We start from the raw sequence: 16882 nt of genomic DNA, 5'->3' as shown, positions 1-16882 counted from the left end.
TCGCAGATTTGAGCCTTGTATGAAGTCGACTCCGGGCCGCCGCCGTAAGGCGCGCGCACCCCGCCGCACCGTCCGTACCCGATTCGCAGCCCTCGCGGCAGCCGCCCTCGTCGTCTGCGCGGCCGCCACGGGCTACCTGGTGTTGATCCAGACCGATGGCCAGGCTTCGGCTCCCTCCGGCGGCAAGGGGGGATCGGTCGCCCAGAGCCCGCCGCAGCCTCGCAGGGAGCCGGAGTGGGACGGCAAGCCGAAGATCCTCGGGGACGGATCGACCTCCTACACCGGCCCGCAGAAGGGGCAGTTGAAGGCCGTGCCGCTCAAACCAGGGGAGAAGCCACCACAGTTCGTCGTCTTCTCCTGGGACGGTGCGCTGGAGGGCGACGACCGGCTCTTCTCCCACTACCGCGAGTTGGCCAAGGACAACGACGCCCACATGACCTTCTTCCTCACCGGCATCTACCTGCTGCCCAAGAGCCAGAAGGATCTCTACCACCCGCCCCAGCACCCGGTGGGCTCCGCGGCGATCAGCTACCCCACCGACGAGCACATCCGCACCACCCTGACGCAACTCGCCGCGGCCTACCAGGACGGCAACGAGATCGGTACCCACTTCAACGGCCACTTCTGTGGCGCCAAGGGAGGCGCCGACTGGAGCGTGGAGGAGTGGAAGAGCGAGATCGACCAGTTCTACGACTTCGTGGAGAAGTGGCGGACCAACACCGGCGACAAGGACACTCCCCCGCTGCCCTTCGACTTCCGCAAGGAGGTGACCGGCGGTCGGGCCCCCTGCCTGGAGGGGCAGCCGAACCTGCTCAAAGCCATGAAGAGCTACGGCTGGCGCTACGACGCGAGTTCCCCGGGCGACTTCCAGATATGGCCGAGAAAGAAGAACGGCATCTGGGACTTTCCGCTGCAGATGCTTCCGTACCCCGGTGGCAACTACCAGGGTCTGTCGATGGACTTCAACTTCCTCTACAACCAGTCCCACGGCGAGACCAAGGGCGATCCGGCCAAGTACGCCGCCTGGGAGCAGCAGACCGTCGATTCCTACCTGGCAGGCTTCAACCGTGTCTATTACGGCAGCCGGGCACCGCTGTTCATCGGCAACCATTTCGAGGACTGGAACGGCGGCATCTACATGAAGGCCGTCGACCAGATGATCAAGAAAGTCTGTGCCAAGAAGGGCGTCAAGTGCGTGTCCTTCAAGGAACTCGCCGACTGGCTCGACGTGCAGAAGCCCGAAACGCTGCAGCGCCTGCGCGGTCTGGATCCGGCCCAGTCGCCGGACTGGTCCACGGTCGTCCCGTGACCCGGAAACCGGCCTGGCCCCCATCGTCCAGGCCCCTTTACCCATTTCACCCATCTCGCGCAAAATTCGATCGCCCGGGCTGTCTACCGGAGCAGAGGGGAACATCGTTGAAATCCACGAGAACAGGCCGCAAGTGGAGCCGCGCCACCATAGTCACGGTGGCGACGGCCTCGGTGGCCATGGGAATCCTGCTGCCCCACCAGAGCGCGAGCGCGGCGGCCCCGGCCGGCCCGACGGTGGACTCGGCAACCAAGGTCGCATTTCAGCGCCTGGCCGACGCGGTCTTCACCGATCGCACGCAGTCCCTGGTGAGCGATGCCCGGGGCGGACGCCAGAAGCCACACCCGCAGCGGACGTCCGGCTTCACCGGAAAGGTGCGGCTGTCCGAGACGCAGTCGCGCGAGGAGCGATCGACGCTCGACGAACTGCGCGCCCGCAAGTCCCGCCTCGCCCGGCTCGGCGAGAAGTACAGCGGAGCCGGCACCCGTGTCACGCTGGACGCCACCCGGGTGGAAGGCCGGTATGCCACGGTCGAGGTCACCGAGACCACGACGCTGGCGTACGAGGAGGCCAAGGGTGCCGAGCCCGAGACCACCGGCTTCCGGGCCCACCACGAACTTTCCTTCCAGGCCGACCGCAAGGGTGACTGGCGGCTGACCGGTGTCCGCGATACCGACGACGGCTACCTCGCGGTGAACCAGGTCGCCAAGCCGGCCGTCGCCGCGCCGGCCACCGCCGCCGACCCGCCCTCGGCGACCCGCTCGGCCACGACGTGGCCCGCACGGCCCGACCCGAAGAACGTCACGGCCACCGGGTACGACTACAAGGCCATGGCGGCCTACGCGACGAAGTACTGGAACAGGTACAACCCGGACTACCCCGATTTCAGCGGCGTCGGTGCCGGCGGGGACTGCACCAACTTCGTCAGCCAGTCCCTCAAGGCCGGCGGCTGGCAGCACGTCCCCGGCTACACGACGGACTTCCACAAGTGGTTCGGCAACGCCGAGATCCAGTCGGACTCTTTCGTCGGCGTCAACGAGTTCTCCTGGTTCGCCCTGTCGTCCAAGCGCGCCACCAGCCTCGCGAACGTCTACCAGATGGACGTCGGCGACGTGCTGCAGGTGGACTTCGACAAGGACGGGTCCAAGGACCACTCCATGATCGTCACCAAGCGCAGTCAGCAGGGCATGCCGTATGTCACGTATCACTCCAACGACACCTACAACAGGTCGGTGGCCAGCCTCGTCGCGTCGTACCCGTCCGCCGCGTACTACGCCTACCGCACCTGATAGGTACCCGACACCAGCGGCCTGCGCCGCGGCCCGCGGCCACCGCACTGCGCAGTCCCCGCACGGTGGTGTGACCGTCGCAGCCACCGCGAACGCCCCGCAACGCGCACGGTGACGCGCATCCGCACCGTGGTTCTCGTCGTGTGCCGACTCCGTGGGGCAGCCCCCGGTTGGCGACCGGTACCCCGGTCCCCAACCGGGGTACCACTCGCCCCGCCCGCCCATCGACGACTTGATCAGTGAAGAGGACACATGCTGGACGGGCTGGACCGCGGGTTGCTGCAGGCGCTGCAGATCGATGGACGTGTGGCGTTCTCGCTGGTCAGTGAGGTGCTGGGGGTGTCGGACCAGACGATCGCGCGCCGATATGCACGGCTGCGGGCCGAGGCGGGGGTGCGGGTGCTGGGGGCGGTGAGCCCGCAGGCCGTCGGGCGGCAGGTGTGGGTGGTGCGGGTGCGGTGCGTGCCGGAGGCGGCCGTGGGGCTCGCGCGTGCGCTGGCACGGCAGCCGGAGACCTCCTGGGTGCAGATCGCCTCAGGCGGCTCGGAGCTCGTCTGCATGGTGCAGGCGCAGGCCGACGCTCCGGCGGAGGAGTCGGCTTTGCTGGCCCGCCTCCCGCGCACCCCCCGGGTGACCGACGTGAGTGCGCACTGCGTCCTGCATACGTTCTTCGGCGGCAGTACCAGTCCGCTGACGAAGAACGGGCCGGTGACCTCCGATCAGCGAGCGCGGCTGCGGCCACCGGCCACCGAGCCGGTGACGTCGCCGGTAGAGCTGACCGCGGAGGACCACGCACTGCTGGCGGCACTGGCGCTCGACGGGCGAGCCGGGTTTCAGTCGCTGGCTTCGGCGACGGGCTGGTCGCAGACGAGTGTGCGGCGCCGCCTGGCGGAACTGCGCGTCGGCGGGGTCGTGTACTTCGACGTGGACTTCGATCCGGCGGTGTTCGGACTGCGGACGTCCGCCGCGCTGTGGCTGAGCATCGCGCCGGGCGACCTGGCGGCGGCAGGCGAGGCGCTGGCGGCACATCCGCAGGTGAGCTTCGCGGCGGCCACCACCGGTGCGTCCAATCTCTACGCGAGTGTGCAGTGCAGCGGCAGCACGGCGCTGTACGCGTACCTGACCGGTCCCGTGGCGGCGCTGCCCGGGGTGCGGTCGGTGGAAACCGCACCCAGCATGCGGGTGTTCAAGCAAGCCTCCCCGATCGTCGGATAGCGCCGGCAGAGGGCCCTGGCACCTCGGATATCGCCGAATTCCGGGGGTCTTCCTGTTGCGGACGGGTGGGTTCGACGACGGTGGGCGCGTAAGACCCGTCCGTACAGAAGGAACCGCCTCGATGCACACCGCGTTCGACCCGATCGCCGTAGGCCCGCTCACCCTCCCCAACCGGATCGCCATGGCGCCGCTGACCCGTCGCCGCGCGTACGGTGAGGGCCTGTCCGCGACCCCGCTCATGGTCGAGTACTACCGGCAGCGTGCCACTGCGGGACTGCTCGTCGCCGAAGCCATCCAGCCCAACCGCGTCGGCCAGGGCTACACCGACACCCCCGGCCTGCACGACGCCCGCCAGGTCGAGTCCTGGCGCCCCATCACACAGGCCGTCCACGAAGCGGGCGGCCGCATCTACGCGCAGCTCATGCACGCGGGCCGCAACAGCCACCCCGAACTCCTGGGCGGCGGCCTGCATCCCCTCGCGCCGTCAGCCGTCGCAGCCGACGGGGAGGTGCGCATCCACGGAGGCGAACCCGCCGTCCGCAAGCCCTTCCCCGTACCGCGCTCCATGACCACGCAGGAGATCGCCGGCACCATCGCCGACTTCGCCGACGCGGCCGCGAACGCGATCGATGCCGGATTTGACGGCGTCGAGCTGCATGGCGCATACGGCTACCTCATCCAGCAGTTCCTCTCGGGCAGCGCCAACCGCCGCACCGATGCCTACGGCGGCAGCATCGCCGAGCGCGTCCGGTTCCCGGTCGAACTCGTCGAAGCCGTGGCCGCACGCATCGGAGCGGAGCGGCTGGCGCTTCGCATCAGCCCTGGCTGCCCAGCCTTCGGCCTGGTGGAGCCCGACCTGCACGAGCTCTACCTGACGCTGATCGAGCAGCTGCCTCCGCAGCTGGCCTACCTGCATGTGTTCGAGTTCCCCGGCCACCGCGCCCTCACCGTGGAACTGCGCCGCAGCTGGGAAGGGGTGTACATGCTCAACCCGCACGAGGCCCCCGAGGACTGGCCCGCCGGCCCCCGTCAACTGCACTTGGTGGACGACGGGCTCGCGGACATCCTCTCCTTCGGCACCCACTTCATCGCCAACCCCGATCTCGTGGACCGCCTCCGCACCGGCGCCCCGCTCAACGAGGCCGATCCCACCACCTTCTACCGCGGCGACCGCCGTGGCTACACCGACTACCCGACCATGGCGCAGGCACGGTCTTGAACACCCGCCCAAGGGACTGCGGCACGTTCGGGGCACGGTTGGCCGTCCGGGCCAGGTTGTCCCTCCCCTCGTGGGACTGTGGAACGTTCGGTGTAACTCCTGATCAGGGAAGACGCACCGACGACCAGCGAGAAGGTGGCCGGGGCCGAGTCCATCGAGATGCCTGAGCCGCAGCCGTCGAAGGTGGTGGAGGCCCGGCTCATCGACGAACCGGTGGGCCGGCCCCAGGTCGAGAGGTTGCAGCTGACGGGCGAGGGCGGGTTGCTGCAACAGAGCTGACCGAGCGGCTCCCGGCGTCCACTCTTCCGCTCGATCGTGGCGAAGAAGGGTTCGGCGAGCGCATTGTCCCGGCACTGGCCGGTGCGGCCGACCGGCAGCCGGATCCCGAACTGCGCGCTCAGCGCGGCGAATTCCGTGCTGGTGTCCGGCAGCGAGGTTGTACAGACGGGCGATGCCAAGCACGGCGTGGTGAACGCCCTCGCCTTTTTGAGGCGGCAGTCGCGCAGGATCTTCCAGCCCTTCATGCGGGCGAAGGCGAAGGCATCGACGACGACCTGACGGGCCGTGGAACGGCGGTAGTGCCAGCAATGGTCCGAGTGGGTTGATGATGCGGCCCGCCGCCGACTTGGAGACGCCGAACGGCGGAGCAATCTGACGCTTCGTCAAGTTCGCGCATCCGACTGCACGGAGCCCGACCGCGGCAGCGAACCACAAGTCCTTGCATGCGCCGCATATTGCATGCAAGCATAGAGGGCGTAAGCAAGCTCTTTGGAGGTTGATTGTGCGCGTATTTGTCACGGGCGCGAGCGGATACATCGGCGGATCTGTCGCCAACCGCCTGGTGGAGGCAGGTCACGAGGTGATCGGATTGGCGCGGACCGAAAACCGCGCGAAGGCTCTCCGGGCAAGCGGGATCGCCCCCGTACTCGGGACCCTCGACGACCGGGAGACCCTGACCAGGGCTGCACACACAGCCGACGCGGTGATCAACGCCGCAGACAGTGATCACCGTGGTGCAGTCGAGACCCTGACCGACGCGCTCGCCGGCACCGGGAAGACCCTCCTGCACGCCAGCGGCTCCAGCATCGTGGGGGACGACGCCCGTGGAGAGGCGACAGAACAGACCTTCACCGAGGCCGCCCTTTCCCCCGCCGGTTCGTGGCAGCCGGAGCCGGACAAGGCCCCCCGTGTGGCCATCGACCGGCTCGTCCTGGCCGCGGCAGAGCGCGGCATCCGCTCAACCGTGCTGTGCAGCAGCCTGATCTACGGGCATGGGTACGGGATTTCGCGTGACAGTGTGCAGCTTCCCCGTCTGGCCAACCAGGCCCGCAAGAGCGGTGTCGTCCGGTACATCGGCACGGGCAGCAACATCTGGTCGACGGTCCACATCGATGACGTCATCGACCTGTACGTCCTGGCACTCGAATCGGCACCACCCGGATCCTTTTACTTCGCCGAAAACGGCGAGGCATCGTTCGCCACGATGGCTCAGGCCATCGCCGACAACCTGGGGCTCGGCACTGCCCAGTCCTGGGACATCGACTCCGCGATCCAGGAGTGGGGATACGAACCGGCGGTGTACGCCCTCGGCTCCAACAGCCGGGTACGCGGTACCCGGGCCCGGGACCAGTTGGGCTGGAAACCCCAACATGACTCCGTCACCGACTGGATCCGGCGCCGCCTCACCGTGACCGAACCCGGCTGAGCCCGACCCGAAGCGTGGCACCCCTCGCCCCGAGAGGACCGCGAAGGCTGTCGCAAGGCTGCTATGCCCCACAGTCCATCGGCCGGCGACACCGAACGTGTGCCGGTATTCGGCCAGTTGACTGGCATGAGGTGGGGGGGGGGGAGCAACCCGTCGGAGCCGCGCGACAACGTGAACGCGTGGAACGCACGCGCTCATGTGAGACGACCGCTGGCTATGCGCTCCCGCTCACCACGCAGCGCGAGGTACGGGGCTGGGATCACGAGATGCGCCACCGTGATCCACAGCGTGAACCTGTTGCCACCGCACCGCCTCAATGCCCACCGTGCGCGCGGCCCGCCTCCTCCGCCGCACCGCCAGGGGGCCTGAGGTCACCGGGGCCCTTGCATTCCTGTCCCGCCCGTGGGCAGCGAGGGGCGATAGTGGTCGATGAGGCCCGCATGCTGGTTGGCCCGGGTGGATCGGTGTGCGTCGGGGTGGTCGAGCCGGGGCCGGCGGCCATGGAACATGAAGGAAGCGATGCGGGACATCAAGCGACTGAGGGTGCCTTTCATCGGCTCTCCATTCTTCGCGAACGTTTCTGCAAGCCTAAGGGTTGTCCCGTAGGCGATGCAGACCGACGACTGGCTGTGTGGTTGCCGAATCGGCGGCGAGCGCCTGTGTGTTGAGGCGGGGTGACTGTCTTCTCGGTGTGGACCAGCCAGCCGAGGTGGGTGTGAGGTTCAGGGACGCGGTCATGCCCCTGATGCGGGCGTAGTGGAGTTCCTTGCCCGTGGCGGCGTCGGGTTCGACGAGTTCGGTGTCGTTGACGGTGGCCGCCGCGAGCACGACGGAGGAGCCCTTCGCCGCGACGGCGTCGACCCGGCCGCCGCCCACCGCGACGGCGGTCTCGGTGGCGGTGCGGGTCAGGGTGGCCTTGGGCGGGCCGGAGGTACCGGCGGCCGGGGAGCCCATGATCACCGGGTGGCCGTTCGGGCAGGCGAGGTCCGTCGGCACTCGGTTCAGAGCGGAGCGGAGGCCACGCCACCGGCGCACCAACATCACCTTTGGACCACTAGAGATAACCAGGTACTGTGCAATGCATGGAACCTGACATCGCAGGTAAGCCCGTCGCGGGCAAGGCGGAGAGCCAGCTCCGCAAGGGGGTGCTGGAGTACTGCGTGCTTGCGATCTTGCGGGAGGGCCCGCGCTACGGCGTGGAGCTGCTCGAAACCCTCGGCGCGGTGAACGTCATGGTCACCAGCCAAGGGACGATCTACCCCCTGCTGTCGCGGCTGCGCCGCGACGGGCTGGTGGAGACCCGCTGGCAGGAGTCCCCCAGCGGGCCGCCCCGGCGGTACTACGAGCTGACACCGACGGGGCATGCGGCACTGAAGGAGTTCACCGCCATCTGGCCGCACTTCCGTGACGCGGTCGACCGCTTCATCACCGACTGAGGAGACCCGCATGACGATCACCGACCACCCGCTGGTGAAGAAGTACCTGGCCGCCGTGGCGCGTGAAACGGCCGGACTCAGCCCGGAACGCCGCAACGAGCTGCTGGCCGACCTGGAGGAGCACATCGCCGTGGCCCTCGCGGAAGCGTCCGCCTCCGGCGACGACGAGATCCGCACCGTGCTCGCACGCCTCGGCGACCCGCGCACGATCGCGGCCACCGCACTCGGTGAGGAACTCCCCACCCCGCGAGTGAGCCGAGGACGCACCCTCGCCCTGCTGGGACTGCTGGCGGTGACCGGCCCCCTGACGGTCTTCGCACCCGTGCTGGGCATCCCGGTCCTGATCGGCGCGATCTGGTGGCTGTGGACCGCGCCGCAGTGGCGCCATCGCGACAAGGCGATCGGGACGGCGGCCGCCCTCGTGCCGCTGCTGTTCCTGGTGTCGCAGTGGGTGGTCCCCGCGGGCGCGCTCAACTTCGGCCTCGGAGCATTCCTCCCGATCCTCCTGGCCGTCCCGCTGCTCCCGACCGCCGCCGGCCTCTATCTGCTGTGGGAGGCGAGGCGTCGGGCGTGACGGGGACCCACCTGCTGCCAATCGGCGCCCTGCCACACACGCGAGCACGCACCAGCCCGGACGCGCCCGAGCCAGCCGATCCGCAGACGGCGGCGGTGGCGGCTACGGCCGGTCACCACACGTCCAGCCCGACCGACGAACTCTGAACATCCCCCCACCAGCAAGAGGAGAGAACGATGCAGGCACAGCTCGCACACCAGATGGCCCTTGCCCCTACGGGCGACATCGTGATCGGCTGCGTAGGAGCTGCCGCGGCCCTCGGCGTTCTCGCGTTGTACTTCGGCGCCCTGCTCAGCATCGTCAGGTCCGACCTCACCGGCGGGATGAAGCTGGTCTGGCTCGTTTTCGCCTTGATGGCCCCCTTCCTCGGGTGCCTGCTCTGGTTCCTCGTCGGTCGCCGCAACGCCCAGCGTCGGCCAGGCATCGCCTGATGGACCGGGCCGACTGTCGGCCCGGTCCGTGGGTTTGTGCAGCTGACAGCAGTCAGTAGTCAGCGGTCAGTACTGGATGGTGTGGTTGTAGAGGATGTTCTGGGCCGTCGTGCCGCTGTCCAGGCCGTAGTCGGGCCGGTCGTTGACGAAGTACTCGCGGAAGCTGGACTGCCAGGTCTTGGTCATCATGGTGTTGCTCTTCGTCCAGCCGCCGTCGACCTGGGACCACAGGTCGACCAGCGCGGTGGCGACGCGGGCCTCGCAGGCGTCGCCTGAGTCGATGCCGTTCGTGGAGCGGTCGTTGGCGAGGTTCATGGAGCTGCCGTTGCCCCAGTAGTACGTGGTGTCGTTGAAGGTGTGGAACGCCACCGCGTTGGCGAAGCCCTCGGTCCAGCCGCAGCTGGTGGAGGAGGTGCGGTTGACGTAGTGGGGCGAGCAGTTGCTCACGTTCGGCCACCAGCCCTTGTAGAGCTTGCCCATGAGGGCGTGGCCCGCCTCGTGGACGGTGGTGTGCTCGGAGTCGGGGTCGTTGTCCGCGAGGTGGATCCTGTCCTCGCCGGTGCTCCAGTACGTGCCGTCGGTGGAGCCGGGGTACCACTGGACGGTGATCGGCGTGCAGTGTCCGTCCTGTTGGCTGCTTGCCCAGCAGTTGGTCGTGGAACCGCGGTTCCACCACAGCTTGTTGAGGGTGTCGAGGGCGTGCCAGGCGCGGCTCTGTCCGTCGTTGGCATATATGTTGCCCAGGTTGGTGGTGCCCGAGATGTTGTTCAGCGAGTACGTGGCGGTGGAGTAGAGACCGCCGTTGGCGTCGACCACCGACCACATCTGGCCGGCCTGCGTCTGGAACTCCACCCATGCCTGGGGGATGACGGAGGCGCTCGGGGTGTAGCAGAGGTTGAACTTGCCGTCGCCGTTGCCGGTCATCCCCGTGGCGAGCTTCTGCGTACCGCTGTTGGGGGTCGGCTTGCCCCACAGGGTGATGTTGGCGTTGCTGATCGGCTCGTCCCGGTTGGCCTTGCCGTTCCAACTGCCGCCCTCGGCGGACTGGAAGCGGTTGCGGAATGTGCCGCCGACACAGACCTGGGCGTCGGCCGCGGCCGCGGCGGTGACGCGCGGGGCGGCCGGGGCCGAAGCGGTCGAGGCAGCCGAGGCATGGGCATGGTCAGGAGCAGGAGCAGGGGCCTTGGGCGTAACCGGGCGGGCCGGACGGGTGCCCGCCCCGGGGCGGTGGACCGGGGACGTGCCGGCCTTGGTGACCGAGATGCCCTTGTCGGAGGAGCCCTTGGATGTGCCGACGGTGAGTTCCACCGAGTCGTGCCCGGCGCGGCGGGGGTCGGGACGGTCGATGTCGCTGATGTCCGCCTGGATCTGGGCGGGTCCGGGGGCGACGGCCTTGACCTTGAGCTTGATGACGCGGGTGCCGGGGGTGAGGGCGAACGTCTTGCTGGTGCGCTGGCCGAAGGTGTCCGTCGTGGGTGCGGCGAGGCCGGATTCCCCGCCGATCATCCGGAGTGCGGGTGGCAGTTGGACGGACAGTCCAGCGTGTTGGACGTCGGCCTGCGCCTGGACGTCCACGGTGAGGGTGGCCTGCTCGCCGACAGCAGGCAGGTGGTCGAGAGAAGCGGTGACGCCGAGACAGCTGAGCGGCGCCTCGGAGTCCTTGTGCGCGGGGCGGATCGTGCAGGTGCCGCCGGCCGGGGTGGTCGTGCCCGCGAACGCGGACGGCACGACGATGATTGCCAGACAGGCGCCTACGCCTGCCAGCGCGGTCAGAGCGGCGGGTCTCGTGACCCGTATTCGGGACATGGCATGCCTTTCTGCGGCGCGCACGACCCCGGTCTGGCACGACCGGGATCGGTACACACAGGCAGAGCTGTGAGGGGGGTGGGGTACTGCGCCCTGCGGCACCGCAGCGATCGACCACCAGATCAATCACTGGCCAGAACATCACCTTGGGCAACAGTGGCCGAAACCATATACCTACGGCCTGCGCATGTCATCGCTCCATGCGGAAGAGGCGGAGCAGGCGCGAACCGCGTCCAGCAGCAGGGCGACGAGACGGCGGCCGAAGGGGACCTTTCTGGCGGTGAGTTGGTCGAGCGCGCGGGCGTCCAAGGCGTCGAGCCAGGGCAGGACACAGGCGAACGGTCCGGTGAGGGCCAGGGCCCACCACAGACCCGCCGTCGGCACCATGGCGAGCATCGACGGCTCAGCGCGAGCCGATGACTGGCAGGCCAGCGGTCGAGGGCACGCAGGTGGTTCCCCGTGGGTCAGGCGGACAGAGGGTCCGTCGGCTTGTTGACGGACCCTCGCCGCAGTACGGCTAACGAGCAGTGGAGCAGTAGCTCTGGGTCTCTTGGGACGTCATCGGCGCTTCGTCCGCCACGAGGGAGGGTGTGCGCTCCTGCATGGCGGCGAAGATGTGGTCGAGGAGGTAGTAGTTGTAGCCGACGCCGCTATCGTTGTACCGCTTGACGAACAGTGAGCCTTCGACTGACTTCATGTGCTTGATGGCCTTGACGAAACCGGCCATCCGAGGCTTGATCGTGGCATTGAGTTCTTCCGTGGTGCTGGTCTCCCAGTTCCAAGAACGGGATTCCTCGTACTTGGCCTGGATCGAGCCCTTGACCGCGATGTCGAACGGGCTTCCCCCCGCCTCGGCGCCCAGCGTGACGCCCGTCGTTATCGTGTAACTCCCGCCGTATTTCCGGGAGACGGCGTACTTGGCGCCGAGGTTCTCCGTCTTGGAGCAGTTGTACTTCTTCTCCGAGACGACCTCAGGCGCCGCGTCGAACGTCTGGGGCGCGTTCCCATAGGGCGTGAACGTGCAACTGCTGGCGTTCCTCTGGCAGTAGTCGATCAGTTCGCCGGCCAGCTTCGGGTCCTTACCGGCGTCCTGGCCTTTGACCTCGTCCGCGTGCGCGGTCACCGGGGTGAGGAACGTCAACGCCGCAAAGGGGGCCAGGACCGCGCTCACACGCTGTGCGGTGCGCCTGGACCGTCGCTTGGCTCCGCTCCGTTGGTCTTGACGAGCAGGGGTTGCGCGCAGTGGGGACACGTGGATCTCCTTAACCTGTAGGGAACTTGCTGGGAACTGCTCGGGCGTCGATCGCTTGTCGGTCGCGCCGCTGTTCAGAGAGCTTTTCGGGGGATGTTCAGGGTGGGCCCGCGACGCTGCGGCTTCGCGAACGGCACCTCGAAACGGCCTGGTTGGCGGGGCCGCTGACCGACTCAACTCGGCCGGACTGCGGCATGTTCAGACCGACTCCAGCCTGACCATCTGCCTGATCCCGGCGCACGATGTCGCAGTCCGGTATCGACCTGACCAGGGCGTTCCTTCGCAGAGCACCGGCGCCGGCGCCGGCGAAGCAGGATCCTGTCAACGGATGCCTCGGATCCGGCACCCGCCCACCAGCGCGGCGATGCTCAGGGCCGAGACCGCCAGCAGGTAGTAGCTCGGGGAGATCCGCGAGCCGGTTGCCGTGACCAGCGTCGTGGCGATGGTGGGGGTGAAGCCGCCGAAGAGGGCGACCGTCGTGTTGTAGCTGAACGCCAGCCCTGTCGCCCGGGCTTCCGCCGGGAAGGCGTCGGACATCACCGACGGCAGTGCGCCGACGTAGGCGGCCTTCAGCAGACCGAGGACGGTCATGCACAGCGCGAGGGTCAGGAAGGACGGCGCTCGGGTGAGCCAGATGAACAGCGGGACGGCGCTCAGGCCGATCAGCGCCGCGGCAGGGACCATGATTCTCAACCGTCCGAACCGGTCGGTGAGCAGACCCATCACCGGGGTCCCGAGGGTCAGGATGACGCCCGTGACGAGCAGGGCGGTGAAGGACAGCGACTCATCCAGGCCGAGCTCCTTGATCCCGAAGGTGGGCAGGTACTGCAGGCAGTAGTTGAGCCCGGTGGAGACCACCACGGACCCGCTCGCGATCAGCAGGCCGCGCCAGTGGTGGCGGAACACCAGACGGATCGGGGAGGTCTTCTCCGTAGTCGGGGAGGACTTCTCCGTGCCCTGGTGTGCCGCCGGTTCCTGGGCCGTCGCCGGTGACTCCTCGACGTAGCGGCGTATGAGATACCCGACGGGGCCGACGAGCAGACCGAAGACGAAGGGGATCCGCCAGCCCCAGGCCGTCATCTGGGCGTCGGACAGCGTCGCGGTCAAAGCCGTGGCGAACCCGGCGGCCGTCAGGGTGGCGAGCCCCTGACCGGCAAACTGAAAACTGCCGTAGAAGCCCTTGCGCCGGTTGTTCCGCTCGACCAGGAAGGAGGTCGCGGCGCCGAACTCACCACCGGCCGCGAAGCCCTGGACCAGCCGCGCGAGCACGATCCCCAGCGGTGCGACGGGGCCGAGCGTCGCATAGCCGGGCATCGCCGCCATCAGCAGGGTGCCGAGAACCATCAGCCGGATCGACAGCATCAGCGCGTTCTTGCGCCCCCGCCGGTCGGCGTACGAGCCGAGCACAAGCCCGCCGATCGGACGTACCAGATAGGTGATCCCGAACACCGCGAAGGTCTGGATCAGTTGGATGCCCGGGTCGCCGTCGGGGAAGAACGTCCTGCCGATGTGCGCCGCCATCAGCGCGTACAGGGCGAGGTCGAAGAACTCGAGGGCGTTGCCGATCGTGGCCGCCGCTATCGCGCGGATGGCGGCGGCCCTTCTCGGGGGCGTCGTCGGCGCGTTCCCTGATGGGGGCGGGTGGGTCGGCTGGGCGGAGGCGTCGGTCATCGGGGTCCTTCCGGCAGGCGCTGGGCCGACGGTGGTCAGGCCGATCGGGGGACGGGGAGCGGGGGGTGGACCTGGGGGCGTGCGGGGAGCGGGTGGTCGGCCGAGGGGTGGCCGAGGGCGTGGAAGAGCGCGGCTGCCAGCACGATGCCCTGACGGGCGATCGTGCCGAGCAGGTGCTCGTCGGGTGCGTGCTGGAGGCAGCCGGGGTACGAGTGCGGCAGCCACAAGGTGGGCAGGCCGAGGATGTCGGTGAAGACGTGGTGGGGCAGCGAGCCGCCGATGGTGGGCAGGACGGCGACGGGCCGGTCGGTGACCTGTTCCAGCGTCGTCCTGGCCCAACGAACCCACGGGTCGTCGAGCGGCGTGCGGCTTGCGGGGAAACCGCGCAGGACGGTGACCTCGACCATCGGGTATCCGTGCGCGGCGAGGTGCTCGGCGACGGCCCGCCGTACCCGGTCCACGTCGGTACCGGCGACGTACCGCAGCTGCAGGACGGCGCGGGCCCGGCCGGGGATCGCGTTGACCGGGTGATCGGTGTCGGCCGACCCGAGTGCCAGGACCTCAAGGGTGTTCCAGCCGTAGAGCCGCTCGGCGGCGGTCAGGCCGGGCTCGCCCCACCCCTCGTCGGGGGCGGGATCCCCGGGGCTGCCGGCGATCGTGACGCCGGCCAGCGCCTCGCGCACCGGTTCCGGGAGCTCGGGCGGCAGCAGCGCGGGGACCTGGATGCGGCCGTGCCCGTCGACCAGGCTGGCGACGGCACCGGCCAGGGTGGTGGCGGGATTGCGCAGGACGCCGCCCCAGTTGCCGGAGTGGTACGCGTCCGGGCGCAGATCGACGTCGAGTTGGAGCCTGACGCCGCCGCGCGCGCCCAGGAACAGCGTCGGCGTGGCCGCGTCCAGGCGCGGCCCGTCGGAGGCGATCAGGACGTCGGCCCGCAGCTCCTCGCGGTGGGCGGCGGCGAAGGCGGCCAGCCCCGGCGAGCCGATCTCCTCACCGGTCTCGAAGAGGAAGGTCAGGTTGAAGCCGAGCGACCCCTGCTCGGCCAGCAGCAGCCGCAACGCCGCGAGATTGACCAGGTGCTGCCCCTTGTTGTCGGCCGCCCCGCGGCCGTACCACCGGTCGCCGTCGGCGGTCAGGGTCCACGGGTCGCGGCCGCCGCTCCACTGTCCGGCGTGGCCGTCCACCACGTCGGCGTGGCCGTAGCACAGCAGCGTCGGCAGTTCCGGGGACTCCACCCGGGTGCCGGCCAGGAGCGGCCCGCCGGAGGGGTCCGGATTGGCGTACTCGCTGACGGAGCAGCCGAGTTGGGTCAGCGCGGGTGCGAGAACCTCATCCAGGTATGCCTTGACGGCAACGCGTCCTTCAGGGCGGGTGCTCTCGGTGGGATAGCCGACCATGGTGCTCAGGTCGGCGAAGAAGGCACCCGAGTCGACGTACTCCTCGGCCCGACGGACCAGGTTTTCGGGGATCACTGGGGTTGCTCCCGGGAATGGCGCGGATACGGGTCCACGGGCGTGTGCCGTGTTGGCTCAGCAGCGTATGGGCGCTTTCCGGACCTGACTATTGCCGTTTATGCTCCATCGCATTCTCATATCGGCAAACCGGCGCACGCGTCAGGCGGCACCCCCACCCCATGGAGGTCCGATGGAGGTCCCATGCAGCTCATGCCGGTGAGCCTGGCGTACTTCCTCGAAGTGGCCCGGACGGGGGCGGTGACCGAGGCCGCGCAGAATCTGCGGGTCGCACCCTCGGCGGTCAGCAGGCAGATCGCCAAGCTCGAATCCGGGATCGGGGTCGCCCTGTTCGTCCGGCATCCGCGCGGGATGACCCTGACCGACGCCGGATCGCGGCTGCTGGCCCATGCCCGCCGCAGCGAGGCCGAGTCCTCCGCGCTCGTCACCGAGCTGCGGACCGGCAGCGGTGCCGAAGTCCGCAACGTCACCGTGGCCTGCTCGGAAGGTTTCGCGCGCCGTCTCGTCCCGCACGCGATGGCGGTCTTCCGGCAGGGCCACCCGGACGTCACGTTCCGGCTCGACCGCGTGCCCCACCAGGAGGCGACCCGCCGGGTGGCCGAGGGCGTCGCCGACATCGCGGTCACCTACGCCATGGCCCCCCGGCACGACGTGCGGGTGGAATGCTCCGTCGTGGTGCCGATGGCCGCCGTCGTCCCGCCCGGACACCCACTCGCCGGCCGTGAACGAGCCGGCCTGGCGGAACTGTGCGAGTACCCCCTCGCCCTGCCCCCGGCCGGAACCACCCACCGCGACCTGTTCGACATCGGCGTGCACATGGAGGGCCTGACCGCCCGGCCGGCGCTGGTCTGCGACGCCCTGGCCCCGAAGTACGAGTTCGTCCGCTCCCGCGGCGGCATCGCGCTCGTCGGCGACCTGGGCGACCTGCGCTCGGACCCGGTCGCCGAAGGCTTCGCCTACGTACGTCTCGACCACCCGGTCTTCCGCCACCGCGAAGCCCAGGTCCAGACGATGCTCGGCCGACGACTGCCCTGGGCGGCAACGCAGTTCACCACATTGCTGGTATCGCTACTGCACCCGTCGGGACCGCAAGACTGACCCGGGCTCCACCGCCGGGCCGGGGCCTGTTCCGGTACCGGCGGCGCCTACCCATGACGAGTTGAATGATCGGATTCGATGGCCGGCAAAGCCGGTGTCCATGCAGAACAGCGCATACCAACCGAACCAATCGCCCGCAGAACTTCGGTCGTCGGCCTCCGTCAGACAGCCGCGCATTCCCACGGTGCGACGAAAAATGAGCCCGCGCTCCCGCAGTACCCGCACCACCCTGCGGACAGTCTCCCGCGCCACATTGAACCGGTTGCACAGCTCGGGCTCAGAGGGGATGTGACCACCGGGCTTGTACCGCCCATGTCGAATGTCCGCGGTCAGCGCGTCCGACACCCGTCTTGATGCCCGACCTGCGAGTGGCCCCGCTCCGGACCGGTGGTGGGGCCCCTCGCC

At 69.0% G+C, this 16882-nt stretch carries 16 protein-coding genes and 2 pseudogenes; 9 read left to right on the top strand and 9 right to left on the bottom strand.

Translation table 11 applies throughout. The features are described from left to right. Positions 1–19 precede the first annotated feature (19 nt). From MOV08_RS36710 to MOV08_RS36695, 4 genes are all read left to right on the top strand, one after another. Positions 20–1309, top strand: coding sequence for a polysaccharide deacetylase family protein (locus MOV08_RS36710; RefSeq protein WP_275310488.1), 1290 nt, complete (start codon positions 20–22; stop codon positions 1307–1309). A 179-nt stretch (positions 1310–1488) separates the two neighbouring features. After that, positions 1489–2598 carry an amidase domain-containing protein gene (locus MOV08_RS36705; RefSeq protein ID WP_275312009.1) on the top strand — a complete coding sequence of 370 codons (1110 nt, stop codon included), beginning with the start codon at positions 1489–1491 and terminating at the stop codon, positions 2596–2598. 252 nt (positions 2599–2850) lie between these two features. Next, on the top strand, positions 2851–3813 hold the full coding sequence (locus MOV08_RS36700; RefSeq protein WP_275310487.1) for an Lrp/AsnC family transcriptional regulator: 963 nt from the start codon (positions 2851–2853) through the stop codon (positions 3811–3813). A 121-nt stretch (positions 3814–3934) separates the two neighbouring features. After that, positions 3935–5032, top strand: coding sequence for an alkene reductase (locus MOV08_RS36695; RefSeq protein ID WP_275310486.1), 1098 nt, complete (start codon positions 3935–3937; stop codon positions 5030–5032). Positions 5033–5461: 429 nt separating this feature from the next. On the opposite strand, the pseudogene MOV08_RS44245 reads toward MOV08_RS36695, so the two are convergent. Together MOV08_RS44245 and MOV08_RS44240 are read right to left on the bottom strand one after the other, a co-directional pair. Then, a pseudogene (locus tag MOV08_RS44245) lies at positions 5462–5568 on the bottom strand (IS5/IS1182 family transposase); the annotation flags it as partial. A gap of 22 nt (positions 5569–5590) precedes the next feature. Further along, a pseudogene (locus MOV08_RS44240) lies at positions 5591–5701 on the bottom strand (IS5/IS1182 family transposase); the annotation flags it as partial. A gap of 49 nt (positions 5702–5750) precedes the next feature. Here MOV08_RS44240 and MOV08_RS36685 point away from each other — a divergent pair. After that, positions 5751–6737, top strand: coding sequence for an NAD-dependent epimerase/dehydratase family protein (locus MOV08_RS36685; protein WP_275310485.1), 987 nt, complete (start codon positions 5751–5753; stop codon positions 6735–6737). Between the two features lie 588 nt (positions 6738–7325). Here MOV08_RS36685 and MOV08_RS36680 read toward each other — a convergent pair. Next, complete coding sequence (locus MOV08_RS36680; RefSeq protein ID WP_275310484.1) at positions 7326–7733, bottom strand: hypothetical protein; 408 nt, start codon at positions 7731–7733, stop codon at positions 7326–7328. A gap of 86 nt (positions 7734–7819) precedes the next feature. Between MOV08_RS36680 and MOV08_RS36675 the strand changes: the two genes are divergently transcribed. From MOV08_RS36675 to MOV08_RS36665, 3 genes are all read left to right on the top strand, one after another. Beyond that, the gene (locus tag MOV08_RS36675) at positions 7820–8173 is read left to right on the top strand and encodes a PadR family transcriptional regulator (protein WP_039638571.1); all 354 of its coding nucleotides are present in this window, start codon (positions 7820–7822) and stop codon (positions 8171–8173) included. Positions 8174–8183: 10 nt separating this feature from the next. Beyond that, a complete protein-coding gene (locus MOV08_RS36670; RefSeq protein WP_275310483.1) occupies positions 8184–8747 on the top strand; it encodes an HAAS signaling domain-containing protein in 564 nt (187 codons plus the stop codon). A 176-nt stretch (positions 8748–8923) separates the two neighbouring features. Further along, entirely contained in the window at positions 8924–9178 is a 255-nt protein-coding gene (locus MOV08_RS36665; RefSeq protein WP_039638570.1) for a PLD nuclease N-terminal domain-containing protein, read from the top strand. A 66-nt stretch (positions 9179–9244) separates the two neighbouring features. Here MOV08_RS36665 and MOV08_RS36660 read toward each other — a convergent pair whose 3' ends face one another. The 5 genes from MOV08_RS36660 to MOV08_RS36640 form a co-directional block, all read right to left on the bottom strand. Further along, positions 9245–10984 carry a mycolysin gene (locus tag MOV08_RS36660; protein WP_275310482.1) on the bottom strand — a complete coding sequence of 580 codons (1740 nt, stop codon included), beginning with the start codon at positions 10982–10984 and terminating at the stop codon, positions 9245–9247. A gap of 174 nt (positions 10985–11158) precedes the next feature. Next, the gene (locus MOV08_RS36655) at positions 11159–11371 is read right to left on the bottom strand and encodes a hypothetical protein (protein WP_275310481.1); all 213 of its coding nucleotides are present in this window, start codon (positions 11369–11371) and stop codon (positions 11159–11161) included. Positions 11372–11501: 130 nt separating this feature from the next. Next, the gene (locus MOV08_RS36650) at positions 11502–12155 is read right to left on the bottom strand and encodes a hypothetical protein (protein ID WP_275310480.1); all 654 of its coding nucleotides are present in this window, start codon (positions 12153–12155) and stop codon (positions 11502–11504) included. 402 nt (positions 12156–12557) lie between these two features. Beyond that, positions 12558–13907: an MFS transporter gene (locus tag MOV08_RS36645; protein ID WP_275310479.1), complete on the bottom strand. Its 1350-nt coding sequence runs from the start codon at positions 13905–13907 to the stop codon at positions 12558–12560. A 35-nt stretch (positions 13908–13942) separates the two neighbouring features. Continuing rightward, positions 13943–15379, bottom strand: a complete 1437-nt coding sequence (locus tag MOV08_RS36640) for a M20 family metallopeptidase (RefSeq protein ID WP_275310478.1) — start codon at positions 15377–15379, stop codon at positions 13943–13945. 183 nt (positions 15380–15562) lie between these two features. On the opposite strand from MOV08_RS36640, the gene MOV08_RS36635 reads away from it, so the two are divergent. Continuing rightward, positions 15563–16477, top strand: a complete 915-nt coding sequence (locus tag MOV08_RS36635; protein WP_275310477.1) for a LysR family transcriptional regulator — start codon at positions 15563–15565, stop codon at positions 16475–16477. On the opposite strand, the gene MOV08_RS36630 is transcribed toward MOV08_RS36635, so the two are convergent. Beyond that, positions 16448–16822 (bottom strand): GntR family transcriptional regulator, encoded by a 375-nt coding sequence (locus MOV08_RS36630; protein ID WP_275310476.1) that lies wholly within the window; start codon positions 16820–16822, stop codon positions 16448–16450. The genes MOV08_RS36635 and MOV08_RS36630 overlap by 30 nt on opposite strands. Positions 16823–16882 lie beyond the last annotated feature (60 nt).

It is taken from the genome of Streptomyces yunnanensis, assembly GCF_029011865.1.
In the GTDB taxonomy this organism is placed as follows: Bacteria; Actinomycetota; Actinomycetes; order Streptomycetales; family Streptomycetaceae; genus Streptomyces; species Streptomyces yunnanensis.
The sequence above is the reverse complement of the archived record's forward strand: the minus strand, read 5'-3'. Positions and strand labels throughout refer to the sequence as shown.